The sequence below is a fragment of the Streptomyces sp. NPDC046925 genome, assembly GCF_040644915.1.
In the GTDB taxonomy this organism is placed as follows: domain Bacteria; phylum Actinomycetota; class Actinomycetes; order Streptomycetales; family Streptomycetaceae; genus Streptomyces.
Window position 1 is genome coordinate 37,424 of sequence record NZ_JBEYWZ010000004.1, and the last position, 12,258, is coordinate 49,681.

Annotated in this window: 12 protein-coding genes; 5 read left to right on the plus strand and 7 right to left on the minus strand. The window is 71.4% G+C overall.

What is annotated here, in order from left to right:
• Positions 1-121: 121 nt before the first annotated feature.
• The gene (locus tag ABZ906_RS18445; RefSeq protein WP_361383404.1) at positions 122-2,350 is read right to left on the minus strand and encodes an MMPL family transporter; all 2,229 of its coding nucleotides are present in this window, start codon (positions 2,348-2,350) and stop codon (positions 122-124) included.
• A gap of 180 nt (positions 2,351-2,530) precedes the next feature.
• Here ABZ906_RS18445 and ABZ906_RS18450 point away from each other — a divergent pair, with 180 nt between their 5' ends.
• Complete coding sequence (locus ABZ906_RS18450) at positions 2,531-3,262, plus strand: TetR/AcrR family transcriptional regulator (RefSeq protein ID WP_361383407.1); 732 nt, start codon at positions 2,531-2,533, stop codon at positions 3,260-3,262.
• Here the strand turns inward: ABZ906_RS18450 and ABZ906_RS18455 are convergent.
• The 3 genes from ABZ906_RS18455 to ABZ906_RS18465 all read right to left on the minus strand — a co-directional run bounded on the left by ABZ906_RS18455 (position 3,259) and on the right by ABZ906_RS18465 (position 5,680).
• Positions 3,259-3,726 carry an NUDIX domain-containing protein gene (locus tag ABZ906_RS18455; protein ID WP_361383410.1) on the minus strand — a complete coding sequence of 156 codons (468 nt, stop codon included), beginning with the start codon at positions 3,724-3,726 and terminating at the stop codon, positions 3,259-3,261. The genes ABZ906_RS18450 and ABZ906_RS18455 overlap by 4 nt on opposite strands.
• Positions 3,723-4,721, minus strand: coding sequence for an aldo/keto reductase (locus tag ABZ906_RS18460; protein ID WP_361383413.1), 999 nt, complete (start codon positions 4,719-4,721; stop codon positions 3,723-3,725). Before ABZ906_RS18460 ends, ABZ906_RS18455 begins: the two co-directional genes overlap by 4 nt.
• Positions 4,722-4,801: 80 nt before the next feature.
• Positions 4,802-5,680, minus strand: coding sequence for an aminoglycoside phosphotransferase family protein (locus tag ABZ906_RS18465; RefSeq protein WP_361383416.1), 879 nt, complete (start codon positions 5,678-5,680; stop codon positions 4,802-4,804).
• 443 nt (positions 5,681-6,123) lie between these two features.
• Here ABZ906_RS18465 and ABZ906_RS18470 point away from each other — a divergent pair, with 443 nt between their 5' ends.
• The 4 genes from ABZ906_RS18470 (at position 6,124) to ABZ906_RS18485 (ending at position 9,599) form a co-directional block, all read left to right on the plus strand.
• Entirely contained in the window at positions 6,124-6,738 is a 615-nt protein-coding gene (locus tag ABZ906_RS18470; protein WP_361383419.1) for a TetR/AcrR family transcriptional regulator, read from the plus strand.
• 238 nt (positions 6,739-6,976) lie between these two features.
• A complete protein-coding gene (locus ABZ906_RS18475; protein WP_361383422.1) occupies positions 6,977-7,384 on the plus strand; it encodes a RidA family protein in 408 nt (135 codons plus the stop codon).
• Between the two features lie 78 nt (positions 7,385-7,462).
• A complete protein-coding gene (locus ABZ906_RS18480) occupies positions 7,463-8,914 on the plus strand; it encodes a VCBS repeat-containing protein (RefSeq protein ID WP_361383425.1) in 1,452 nt (483 codons plus the stop codon).
• 49 nt (positions 8,915-8,963) lie between these two features.
• Positions 8,964-9,599 (plus strand): hypothetical protein, encoded by a 636-nt coding sequence (locus tag ABZ906_RS18485; RefSeq protein WP_361383428.1) that lies wholly within the window; start codon positions 8,964-8,966, stop codon positions 9,597-9,599.
• A 31-nt stretch (positions 9,600-9,630) separates the two neighbouring features.
• On the opposite strand, the gene ABZ906_RS18490 is transcribed toward ABZ906_RS18485, so the two are convergent.
• From ABZ906_RS18490 to otnI, 3 genes are read right to left on the minus strand one after another with little or no spacing between them, the layout of a single operon-like run.
• Positions 9,631-10,383, minus strand: a complete 753-nt coding sequence (locus ABZ906_RS18490) for a FadR/GntR family transcriptional regulator (protein ID WP_361383431.1) — start codon at positions 10,381-10,383, stop codon at positions 9,631-9,633.
• 17 nt (positions 10,384-10,400) lie between these two features.
• A complete protein-coding gene (gene denD, locus ABZ906_RS18495; RefSeq protein WP_361383434.1) occupies positions 10,401-11,435 on the minus strand; it encodes a D-erythronate dehydrogenase in 1,035 nt (344 codons plus the stop codon).
• Entirely contained in the window at positions 11,432-12,235 is an 804-nt protein-coding gene (gene otnI / locus ABZ906_RS18500) for a 2-oxo-tetronate isomerase (protein ID WP_361383436.1), read from the minus strand. The genes denD and otnI overlap by 4 nt, the downstream gene beginning before the upstream one ends.
• Positions 12,236-12,258: the final 23 nt, after the last annotated feature.

Sequence of the window (12,258 nt, forward strand, 5' to 3'; positions counted from 1 at the left end):
GCTCATGAACTGCGGATGACGGACGCCGCACGACGATCACCGTATGACGCAGTCGCACGGGCCGTGCCCGCCTCCGGTGCGGGGGGAGGCGGGCACGGCGTGGTTCTCCGGGTACGCGGGGTCAGTTGCGTGACTCCGTCACGAGCTCCTGAGCCCCCGCGGGCGCGGGCTCAGGTGCGGGCGCGCCCTCGCTGAGGCCGAAGCGCCCGTGGAACCTGCGCAGGAAGCCGGGCGCGTACCAGGCCGAGCGGCCGAGCAGACGCATCGCGGCGGGTACGAGGATGCCGCGGACGGCGACGGCGTCGATGAGGATGGCGAGGCCGCTGCCCAGGCCGAACATCTGCATGAAGCTGAGCTCGGCCGTGCCGAAGGCGAAGAAGCTCACCGCCAGCAGGCAGGCCGCCGCGGTGACGATGCGCCCGGTGTGGCCGAGGCCGTTGGTGACGGCGGATTCGTTGTCCTCGCCCAGGTCGTGGAGTTCCTTGATGCGGCTGGTGACGAAGACCTCGTAGTCCATCGAGAGGCCGAAGGCGATGCAGAACATCAGCACGGTCATGGACACCTCCATGGGCTGTGCCGTGAAGCCGAGCAGCGAGGAGAGGTTGCCGTCCTGGAAGATCCAGGTCATGACGCCGAGGGTCGCTCCCAGGCTGATCATGTTGAGGAGCAGTGCGCGCAGCGGCTGCACGATGCTGCCGGTGAACAGGAACAGCAGGAGGAAGGTGGTCAGGGCGACCAGGGCCACGGCGAGGGGCAGCCGGCTTCCGATGGAGTCCTTGGAGTCGACCAGCTCGGCGTCCACGCCGCCCACCAGGGGGTGGGTTCCGGCGGGCGGGGCGAGCTCCCTGACCTTCTTGACCAGGCTCTGGGCGGCGTCCGACTTCGGGGACAGCGTGCTCACCACGCTGAGCTGCTGCGCGTCGGGGCGGCCGAGGGCCTTGTTGCCGGGGTCGGCCGCCGTCGAGCGTCCGCCGGTGTAGGTGCCCGCGCTGGTCTCGACGCGGACGACTCCTCCGAGCCCGGACAGGTCGGCCGCGTAGGCCCGGAGCGGGGCCTTGCCCAGGGGCTGGTCGATGACGACGTGGAGGGCCGCGTCGTCGTTGCCGTCGAACTTCTCCCGCAGGACCGATGAGACCTGGCGGCTCTGGGCGTCCTCGGGCAGCACGCGGTCGTCCGGGGTGCCGAAGGTGATGCCGAGGAGCGGGCTCGCCGCCAGGAGCAGGACCGCGAGCACGGGCAGCGCGGTGAGCGCGGGGCGCCGCATGACCGTTCCGGCCAGGCGTCCCCAGAAGGGCGGCCGGGAGGTGGCGCGGCCACGCCCGGCCCACGGCAGACGCCCGCTGTTGACCCGGCGCCCCAGGACGACGAGCAGGGCCGGCATGACGAACAGGGTGCTGACGGCCGCGACGGCGACGACGCCGACCCCGGCATAGCCGAACGAGCGCAGGAAGTACTGCGGGAACACCAGGAGGGCCGAGAGCGCCGCCGCGACCGTCGCCGCGGAGAACGCGACCGTGCGGCCCGCGGTGCTCACCGTCCGGCGCACGGCGTCCTCCACGCTTGCCCCGGCCGCGAGTTGCTCCCTGAAGCGGCTGACCATGAGCAGGGCGTAGTCGATGCCGAGACCGAGTCCCAGAGCGGTGGTCAGATTGACGGCGAAGACGGAGACATCGGTGACGCTGCCCAGGAGGAAGAGCTCCGCGAAGGTGCCCGCGATGGCGAAGAGTCCGATGGCCAGCGGCAGCAGGGCGGCGACCAGGCTGCCGAAGACGAGCAGGAGCAGGATGAGGGTCAGCGGCACGGCGATGGCCTCGGCCAGGACGAGGTCCTTGCCCGACTGCGTGCCCATCTCGCTGGTCACGGCGGCCCCGCCGCCGGACCGGACGGTCAGCGTGTCCTCGTAGGTGCCGGTGTAGGCGTCGATGACGCTCTTCGTGTTCTCGTCCCGCTCCAGGTCGTCGCCCTGCACGTGGGCGAGCACCATGGCGTGGCGGCCGTCCTTGGAGCGGAGATCGGGGCTGGCCGTGTCCCAGTACGAGACCACGTTCTCCAGGTTCTTCTCCTTCTTGAGGTCGGCCGCCAGGGCCCGGCCGCTCTGCCGGGCGGCCGGGTCATCGATGTCGCCTCGTGAGGCGCGCACCAGCAGGACCAGGTTGGTCTCCCCGCCGAACTTCTTGTCGATGACCTCTCCGGCCCGGGCTGACTGGGAGGCCGGGTCGTCGTAGCCGCCTCCCAGCAACTTGCCGAACGCGCCGGCGCCCAGGGCGCCCATGAGGGCCAGCGCCACGACGGCGACGACGAGTATCAGCCGGGATCGACGGATGGCCAGTTCGGCTATGCGTTCAAACACGCACGCTCTCCTTTGGTGTCCATGCGGTGAAAGCGACGCGCAACAGCCGGAGTTGACCACCGAGGGGCACTCTTCGTCGCCGAGGACGACGCTAGTGAGGCGGTACGAAATTTGGCAGTGTTAGATTTTCTTCACACCCCGTTCTCTTCACACCCCGCACAGGAAGCAGAGGAACATGCGATGACCCCGCCCTCCCTGCGCGAGCGCCGCCGGACCGCCGCCACGCAGGAGATCCTGGACGCCGCCGAGCGCCAGATCACCGAACACGGGCCCGTGGCCCTGTCCCTGCGCGCAGTCGCCCGCGACCTCCAGATGACCGTGCAGGCGCTCTACCACTACTTCCCCAGCCGCGACGCCCTCGTCACGGCGCTCGTCACCAAGGCGTACGACGACCTGGCCGACGCGGTGCAGGCCGCCGTGGACGGGGCGGCGGACGAGGCGAACCTGCCGCGCCTGGTGGTGGCGGCCGAGGGGTACCGCGGGTGGGCCATCGCCCATCCCGAGCGCTTCCAGCTCCTGTACGGAACGCCGTTGCGGGACTACGCGGCACCCGCCGAGGGGCCGACCACCCGGGCGTCGCGCCGGATGAGCGCGATCTTCGAGCGCGAGCTGTTCGCCGGGTTCAGCACGGCCCAACTCGCCGCGGCCGAGGGCCCCGTGTTGTCCTCCTCGCTCCGCGCGTACCTGGAACAGCTGCCGCACTTCGGGATGGGCCGTCTGCCGCCGCCCGCGACGGCCCTCTTCCTGAGCGCGTGGGGCCATCTGCACGGCCTCGTGACCCTGGAGGTGTTCGGGCACACCGCATTCCTCGACGGCCACCAGGACGAACTGTTCCGCAGGGCCATCCGGAACCTGCTGGAGGACATCCACCGCCGGATCCCGGCAGATGTGACCTCCGGACGAGGCCGCTAGGGGGCCTCTCCGGTCGTCGTGGCGAACCCCGGATCGACGTCGCCCAGCCAGGCGTCCTGAGCGTCGGCCAGCGGTCGGTCGAGGGGCAGCGGGACGAACCGGCACGCGAAGGCCAGGCCCGCGTCGGCTCCGTCGCCGCGGACGTGGTGCACCCAGGCATCGGGGGTGTCAGCCGCTACTTGCAGCAGGAAGAACGTGGTGCGGCGCGGCTGTCCCGTGTCGGGATGAGGCTTGTCCTCGACGGCGATCGGCCGGACCACGGCAGCTGTCAGCAGCCCGGTCTCCTCGGCGACTTCACGCAGCACCGCGTCCTGCGGTCCTTCGCCCGGCCTGACCCCTCCGGCCGGGATCTGGGTACCGGCGTCCGGCATGCCGACGTGGTCGAACACCAGGACCTCGGGGGCGGCACGGTGCCGGATCACGTAGGCGGCGACGCGGATCCGGGGTAACGGCACCGGTGTCACGACGGCGTGCCGGTCGGGGCGCGTTCGTCCAGGAGGTTCTGGGCGTGCAGGTCGGACCAGAGTTGTGCCGGGATGTGCGCGTCGAACGCGGTGAGGTTGCGTCGTACTTCTTCCGCCGTGCGCATGCCGACCACGACTCCGGCGACGGCGGGGTGGTGCAGCGGGTACGCCATGGCCGCCTGGGGGAGCGTCACGCCGTGCGCCTGGCATACGTCCGCGATCCGGTTCGCCCGTTCCAGCAGTTCCGGCGCGGCCGGAGCGTAGTCGTAGAACGCGCCCGCGTCGGGCCGGTCGGTGGCCAGCAGGCCGGAGTTGAAGACGGAAGCGGCCACTACGGACACGCCGCGTTCGGTGCAGGCGGGCAGCAGCGAGTCGAGCGCGCTGGAGTCCATCAGGGTGTAGCGCCCGGACAGCATGACCACGTCCGGGTCGGCCTCCTGGACAAGGCGGGTCAGTTTGCCGGGGTGGTACATGCCCGCGCCGATCGCGCCGACCACGCCCTCGGCACGGAGTTCGGCCAGGGCCGGGAAGCCGCTGTGCAGCGCGTCCTCGAAGTGCTGCTCGGCGTCGTGCAGATAGAGCACGTCGATGCGGTCGGTGCCCATGCGCGTCAGGGAGTCCTCGACGCTGCGCCGGATGCCGTCGCGGCTGAAGTCCCACACCCGGCGGTGGGTGGCCGGCACGGCGAAGCTCTCGTCCATCCGGCCGGCGGGATCCTGCGGGACCAGCAGCCGGCCGACCTTGGTCGAGAGCGTGAACTCCGTCCGGGGTTTCTCGCGCAGCAACTGCCCGATACGGCGCTCGGAGTGGCCGATGCCGTAGTGCGGTGAGGTGTCGTAGTAGCGGATCCCGCCCGCCCAGGCCGTGTCCAGGGCCTGCGCGGCGGTGGCGTCGTCCAGCGGCGCGAACAGGCCGCCGAGCGGCCCGCCGCCGAAGCCCAGTTCGGTGACCTTCACCTTGCTGCGGCCGAGCCGGTGGGTACGAGTCGTGTCCATGTTCCGTCCCGGTGTCGTGGAATGAGAGGTGCGGTCGGTGAAGACTCCGCCCGGCCCGAAGCGGCGGGAGGGGCCGGTCGTCACGCCAGCGCCTGTGTGATCTGGTACGTGGTCGCCTTGGCCACATGGGGGTTGACGTGGGCGTAGGCGGTGTAGGCGTTCAGCCCCGTGGCCAGGGCCCAGCCGCGGCCCCGGATCCAGGTCGCCTCGTCGATGGCCAGGGCCTCGCGGAAGGCCGGGCGGGTCTTCTCGCCCAGCAGGGTGTAGGCGATCACCAGGTCGCAGGACGGGTCGCCCACCCCGAGGCCCCCGAAGTCGATGACGGCGCTGAGACGCCCCTCGACGGTCAGCAGGTTGCCGACATGGAGATCGCCGTGGAACCAGATGGGGTCGCGGTCCCAGTCGGGCGCCTCCATCGCCGCGTCCCACGCCGCGGTGAGCGCCTGCCGGTCGAACACCCCGTCAACGGACCTGATGGCGGCGCGGGTCGAGGCGTCCCTGGCCCGCAGGCCCTCGGACTCCAGATCGGGGTGCGGGCCGGGGAGCAGCTCTGACGGTGGCGGCAGATGCTGGAGGGCGGAGAGGAACCCGGCCATCTCCACCGCCGTTCCCACCGAATCCGCCAGGCTGTCGTGACGGGCGGCATTTCCGGGCAGCCAGCGGGTGACCGACCACCGCCAGGGGTAGCCGAAGGCGGGTTCCCCGACGGCGACCGGTGAGGGGATCGGCAGGGGCAGGTGTTCGGCGATCCTGGGCAGCCACCGCTGGTCCTTCTCCGCCTGGCCCGCTGCCCAGTCCCCGCGCGGCAGCCGCACCTGCAATTCCTCGCCCAGCCGGAACAGGGCGTGGTCCGAGCCGCCCGGCACGACCGGGGTGAGGGGAAGGCCGGCCCACTGCGGGAACTGATCGGCCAGAAGGCGGCCGGCGAGGTCGGCGTCGGTGGCGGGCGGGGCGGTCATCGGGCTCTCCCTGAAAGGCGGGGGGCTGCTTCGGGCCGTGGTGCTGCGTCCGGGCAGATGCGGGGCGGCGGTTCGCTGGGGACCAACGGGCTCAACGGGCTCAACGGGCCCGACGGGCTCAACGGGCCCGACGGGCTTGACGGGTGCAAGGCGCTCGACGGGCTTGGCGTGGCCTGAGAGAGGTGCGCGGCGCTCATGTCTGCGGGCTCACGGAGTGGGTCCCCGGCCCCGGGAAGTGCGGTGGTCATTGCGACAGGGCATCGCGCACGCCCTCACCGCGCTGCCGGTGATGATGGCATCGCCTGCACAACTCCCTTTCCGGAGCGGGTTGTTCGACAACGAACCGCACCAAACGACACGTAGCGTCTCCCTGCGCCGGGAAGCCTGCCCAACCGCATCGCCGCTGTCAATACGCGCCGTGTCGTTTCCCCTAGGGTGAGCGCATGCCCGAACCCGCCGAAGCCCCCTCGCCCGCCCCCCGGCGCCGCGGCGAGAAGAGCCGCCGCGCCATCCTCGACGCCGCCCTGGACCTCTGCCAGGAGCAGGGCTACGGCCCGGTGACGGTGGATGCCATCGCAGCCAGGGCCGGGGTGAGCAAGAAGACCTTCTACCGCTGGTGGCCCTCGAAGGGCGCGGTCGTCCTGGCGGCCCTCGACGGGAGCGCGGGTTTCGCGCCCGACCTTCCCGACACCGGGGATCTGCGCGCGGACCTGCTGACGCAGATGAACGCACTGCTGCACGACCTGCTGGGGGACCGGCGCTTCGGCCGCGCCCTGATCGGGCTGATCGCCGACACCCACCGCAACACCGAACTCGCGCACGGACTCAAGGAAGTGCTGTTCCAGCCGCGCGTCGAAGCCGGTCGCGCGCGGCTGGCAGCGGCCCGCGACGCCGGACAGCTCCGCCCCGACGCCGATGTCGGCCTGGCCCTGGAGCTCCTCTACGGGCCCGTCTACTACCGGCTGCTGCTCCACCAGGGCGACCTGCACAGCACCTCCGAGCTCAAGGTGCTCGTCGACCATGTCCTGCGCGCGCTGGCACCACCTGACGGGCCCTGAAAGCGACATGCCGGCGGAAGGGACTCACCTGCGGGCGATCCCCCGTGCTCCATGGTCACCATCTGGTTACCCAGTCACCGAAAAGTGCGTTCTTCCACGTCAGCCGCCGCTCTCCTACGGTTTCCGGTAACCCCCGAAGACCACAAGGGTCTTGCCCGGGTGCACCGCGAGCCCGTGCGGGCGTCCACGACAACGGACGTCCACGACAACGGGCCTCCACGACAAGGAGACAGGCAGCATGGCCATCACCCTGGTGAATCCCGACGGGTTGCCGAAGATCGATGCCTACCGGCAGGTGTCCATCGCCACCGGGTCGAAGCTGGTGTTCATCGCCGGGCAGGTCGCCTGGGACGCCGACGGAGTCACGGTCGGCGCGGGTGACCTCGCCGCTCAGGTCGAGCAGTGCTACCTCAACGTCGCCACAGCCCTGGCGGCGGCCGGAGGCTCCTTCGCCGACGTCGCCAAGCTGACCGTGTACGTCGTCGACTGGACCCCCGACAAGATGCCCCTCTTCGGCGAGGGAGTCGCCCGGGCCGCCGCCAGGCTGGGGGCGACCCCCGTGCCGCCGGGCACGCTGGTGGGAGTGGCGGCACTTGATGTGCCCGAGCATCTGGTGGAGGTCGAGGCGACCGCGGTGATCGACTGATCCTCCCGTCGTCCCGGGGCCGTAACAAAATGATCTAGAGCCTTGGAACCGGTCGAACACTTCCGTTGTAGTGGCCATATGAAGTACGGATCGGCAGGCGAACGCAGGAGCGGCTTCCGGCGGCGAGGAGGGCTCAGCCTCCTTGCCGCCGTACTGGTGCTGGGCACCGTCACGGGCGCCCGGAACCACGAGGTCAGCTCGCTGATCCCGGACAGCGCCTGCCGCCCGACGGCGCAGGACGGCACGTCGGACCCCGCCGGCCGCGTGGGTCTGCCCGCCGCCGACTTCGACGACGACGGCCACCCCGATCTCGCACTGGACGTACCGGCCGACAACGGCGACGTGTCCGAGACGGGCCAGATCGCCCTGGTGCGCGGCTCGGCGCACGGCCCGCAGCCCGAACACCGGACGGTGTTCACCCCCAAGGATTTCCGGCTGCCCGAACACGACAGCATGGTCGGCGGCCTGTACGTCCCGATCGTCGCCGACCTCGACGGCGACGGCCACCCCGATCTCCTCGCGGGTGCCAGTGCCCATGTGCAGTGGGGCGGCCCCGACGGCCCAAGCCCCGACAACCCACCCGCCCGGGTCCGGCTGCCGCACATCGGCAAGGGCCAAACGGCGCTCGACAACAAGGCGGACGGCTTCTACACGGACCCGCCGGTGGCCGGGGACTTCGACGGTGACGGCCACACCGATCTGGCCACCTACCGCACGCGGGGCGAAAAGCGGCGGCTGATCGTGCTGCACGGCCCGTTCACCCGCACCGGAGAGCCCGCCCGGACCAGTGAGCGCGCCGACCCGGACCCGCGGGGGCGCGGCAGGGTGGTCGAGCTCCAGTTGATCGCGGCGCAGGTCACCGGCGACCGCGCCACCGATCTGCTCGTGCACGAGCCCGGAGAACCGGGCACGCCGCTGCTCCTCACCGGCGGCGCCGACACCGCGACCGGCCTGAGCAAGGAGCCCGAAAAGCTGCCAGAGGGCGAGAACATCGCCGTCGGCGACTTCGACGGTGACAACAGGACCGACATCGCCGTCGGCGACAGCGGCATCCCGGCCGACGAGGAACTGGAACCGGCCGACCGCAAGGGCAGGGTGGCCATCCGCTACGGCAAGGCGCCCGGGACTCCCGTCATCATCGAGGGCGGCGCCCGCAAGGGCGGCTTCGGCATCGGCCTGCTCGCCGCGGACCTGAACGGCGACGGCTGCGACGACCTCGCCGTCCAGAGCGCGGGCGACCACTGGGGAGCGGACGACAGCGTCGACATCCTGCGCGGCGGCTCCGCACCCGGCCTCGGCTCCGAGCCGTGGCGGCATCTGCAGCGTCTGCGCCAAGCGCCCGACCCCGACCCCTACGATCCGCAGCACTGGTCGGGCCAGCCCGTGGGCGCGGCCGATGTCGACGGCGACAAGAGCGACGAACTCATCCTGGCCACCGCCTTCCAGGAGGACCACGGCCGGGACTGGTGGTTCATCGACGATGCGGGAAACAACGTGGCATCCTTCGACGCTTCCGACCTGGCACGCTAGCCGTGCCGTTCGTACACGTGGGTGACGCGGCCGAGGAGACGAGCTGTTGATGACATTCCGACTGCACATGGAGCAGGCGGTCCTGCGCACCCTGGCCGACTTTCCCCGGGAACTGGCCTCCGAGATCTACGCGGTCACGTTCCGGATCGACAGCGTCGACCAGGACCCGCGGTTCCCGTACCTGGCGATCGGCTACAACACCGAGACCGAGGCGGCCCGGGCGCTCGCGCAGGGAGGCGGGTCCGAGCCGTGGGAGTCCCGCTGGCACTACGCCCACTTCCCGCCGTCAGGACTGGAAGGCATCCGTGTCGTCGGCCACGACCCCGCGCACGACCCGGTCGGTGCCGAGCTGCACCGGAGCGAAGCGATGGCCCGGGGCCTCTGGTACGAGGATGAGGACGAGGACGCAGACACGGGCGACAACCCGGAAAGCAGCCTCTCCGAGGAGGAGCAGGACGAGCGCGGCGAACAACTCACCGAGCAGTTCAGCGAGCTCTGTGTCGACCTCGCGCGCCAACTCCACACGGACGGGCGGCTCGTCGGCATCTTCGGGCGACCCCTGCCCGTGATCCTCTACGACATGTTCGACCCCGAGGCGATGTTCGCGACGACCCGGGCCGCCAACCCGCCCGAACTGGTCACGGAGTTCCTCAGCGAGGACCCGGAAGGACAGCCGCTGGGCTGAGCCCGCTCACGCCCTGCCGCGGCACCTCACCTCACGGCGCCGCGTCCAGGTCCACGCCGAGATCGTCCGTCTCCGTCCAGAAACCCTCGTCCGCGTCCTGGAGGCGGGACGCGGCGTGCTTCATGTGACGGCGTACGGCACTGCGGGCCGCCTCCGCGTCACCCGCCTCGATGGCCGCCAGGATCGCGTGGTGTTCCACGCGGACCGCCTCGATGAAGTCGCCGCGCCGCGCCTCGTTGGCCCGCGTGACGCGGATGCCGCTGCGCATGACCTCGCCCAGGTACCGCACGGTCGAGACCATCACCGCGTTGCCGATCGACTCCGCGATCGACTGATGGAACGCCAGGTCCTCGTCCACGCCGTCGCCGCCGGCCGCCACCGCCTCGTCGATCGCGGACAGCGCCTGCCGCATCCGGGCGATGTCCTCCGGCGTGGCGCGGGTGGCCGCGAGCGAGGCCGCCTCGCCCTCCATGGCGCGGCGGACCTCCACGATCTGCAGGACCTTGGACTTGGTGCCCGAGGCCTCGGCCTCCAGGTCGAGCGGCCGGGTGCGCCGGGGCATGACGAACACGCCCCGGCCCTGTCGCGGTTCGACCAGGCCCGCGCTGCGCAGCCGGGAGACCGCCTCGCGGATCACGGTGCGGCTGACGCCCAGTTGCTTGACCAACTCGACCTCGGTCGGCAGCTTGTCGCCCGCTGCCAGACGTCCGGACTCGATCTCCTCCGAGAGGATCGCGGCGACCCGGTCCGCGAGCCGTATGGGGCCACTCACCTTGGAGAACATGCTCGTCAGTCTATCCGTCAGGGCTTGCTCGCCCCGGCTGCGGGCAGGGCGGCGGCCGTGACCGCGTCGGGGTGGTCCTCGACGTACGCCCGCACGACCGACTCGAAGCTCTCGTCGGGCCGCAGGCCGAGCGCCGTGGCGCGCGCGTTGTCGAAGGCGGCGGGCCAGGAGCCCACGATGGCCTCGATGGCGGGATCGGGCGCCAGTGTCACCAGGTCGGCGACGGCGTTACCGGCCACCTTGCGCAGCGTGGCGAGCATCTCGGCGACCGTGACCGTCAGCGCCGGCAGATTGACCGGAAGCGCGCCTTCGAGCCCGCCGGGACCGCGCTCGGCCTCGGTGACGCGCAGGATGCCCTCGACGGTGCGCCGCGGCGAGGCCAGGGCGACCCGCAGACCGGGGCTGACCGGGCAGGTGGCGGGCAGCCCCGCGAGGGGTTCGCGGACGATGCCGGACAGGAAGCCGGAGGCGGCCGCGTTGGGCTTGCCGGGACGCACCGCGACGGTCATCAGGCGCGCCACGCGGCCGTCGACGAAGCCGCGGCGCGTGTACTCGGCGACCAGCTGCTCGCAGATGCGCTTCTGCGTGCCGTAGCTGGACTGCGGGGTGGGCAGCGTCGACTCGCTGACCACGGGCGGCAGCGGCAGCGCCGCGTCCGAGCCGTAGACCGCGACGCTGCTGGAGAAGACCAAGCGGACCAGCGGTCCGCCGGAGGCCGCCTGTGCGCGGGCGGCATCGAGCAGTGCGCGGGTGGTGTCCAGGTTGGCGCTCATGCCGAGGTCGAAGTCGGCTTCGCACTCGGAGGAGACGGCCGACGCCAGGTGGATCAGGACGTCCACCGGCTGCGCGAAGATCTCGTCGAGGCGCTCGCGCAGATCGCCCCGGACGACGTCGACCAGCGGGTCGGCCGTCACGGGCGCCTGGTCGGGCACGAACCGGTCGGCGAGGACCAGCCGGTCGACGGGTGCTCCGCACAGGGTGCGCTGATTCAGCAGGGCGTCGGCGACCTGCCGTCCCAGGAAGCCGAAGCCTCCGGTGATGACGATCCTCATGCCCGTTCTCCTCGGTAGTTCTTGAGCCAGCCGAGCCCCTCGCTCGTACCGGCACGGGGGATGTACTCGCAGCCGATCCACCCGTCGAAGCCCAGCTCGTCGATGACGTCGAAGAGGTGGCCGATGTCGAGTTCGCCCCGGTCGGGCTCGTGGCGGTCGGGCACGCCCGCGATCTGCAGATGCCCCACGCGGCCGGTGGGAAGGTCGCGGCGCAGGGTCGTGGTGAGGTCGCCCTCCACGATCTGGCAGTGGTACAGGTCGAGTTGCACCTTGAGGTTCGGGGCGCCGATCTCCTGCACGATCGCGTGCGCCTCGGCCTGCCGGTGCAGGAAGTAGCCCGGCATGTCACGGCCGTTGATCGGCTCGATCAGGAGGTCGACGCCGGCCCTCGCGGCCCGCTCTGCGGCCCGGGCCAGGTTCGCCAGGTAGGTGTCGCGGTGCGCGGCCTTTCGGGCGGGTGTCGTCTCCGGCGGCAGGAGACCGGCCATCACATGGACCTGTCCGCAGCCGAGCGCGGCGGCGTACTCCAGGGCCTGCTCGATCCCGGAGCGGAACTCGGCCTCGCGGCCCGGCAGCGAGGCGATGCCCCGCTCGCCGGACTCCCAGTCGCCGGGCGGCGCGTTGAACAGCACCTGCCGCAGGCCGTGGTCGTCGAGGCGGCGGCGCAGGCCGGCTGCTTCGTGGGCGTAGGGGAAGAGGTACTCGACGGCGTCGAAGCCGTCCGCCGACGCCGCGGCGAAGCGGTCGGGGAAGTCGTGCTCGGTGTACATCATGGACAGGTTCGCGGCGAACCTCGGCATGCTTGCTCCTGTGGTGGGGTCGG

Coding starts and splice junctions, on each gene's coding strand:
- ABZ906_RS18450 (WP_361383407.1), top strand. CDS start 2,531: ATGACCCCGCCCTCCCTGCGCGAGCGCCGCCGGACCGCCGCCACGCAG.
- ABZ906_RS18460 (WP_361383413.1), bottom strand. CDS start 4,721: ATGGACACGACTCGTACCCACCGGCTCGGCCGCAGCAAGGTGAAGGTC.
- ABZ906_RS18465 (WP_361383416.1), bottom strand. CDS start 5,680: ATGACCGCCCCGCCCGCCACCGACGCCGACCTCGCCGGCCGCCTTCTG.
- ABZ906_RS18470 (WP_361383419.1), top strand. CDS start 6,124: ATGCCCGAACCCGCCGAAGCCCCCTCGCCCGCCCCCCGGCGCCGCGGC.
- ABZ906_RS18475 (WP_361383422.1), top strand. CDS start 6,977: ATGGCCATCACCCTGGTGAATCCCGACGGGTTGCCGAAGATCGATGCC.
- ABZ906_RS18480 (WP_361383425.1), top strand. CDS start 7,463: ATGAAGTACGGATCGGCAGGCGAACGCAGGAGCGGCTTCCGGCGGCGA.
- ABZ906_RS18485 (WP_361383428.1), top strand. CDS start 8,964: ATGACATTCCGACTGCACATGGAGCAGGCGGTCCTGCGCACCCTGGCC.
- ABZ906_RS18490 (WP_361383431.1), bottom strand. CDS start 10,383: ATGTTCTCCAAGGTGAGTGGCCCCATACGGCTCGCGGACCGGGTCGCC.
- denD (WP_361383434.1), bottom strand. CDS start 11,435: ATGAGGATCGTCATCACCGGAGGCTTCGGCTTCCTGGGACGGCAGGTC.
- otnI (WP_361383436.1), bottom strand. CDS start 12,235: ATGCCGAGGTTCGCCGCGAACCTGTCCATGATGTACACCGAGCACGAC.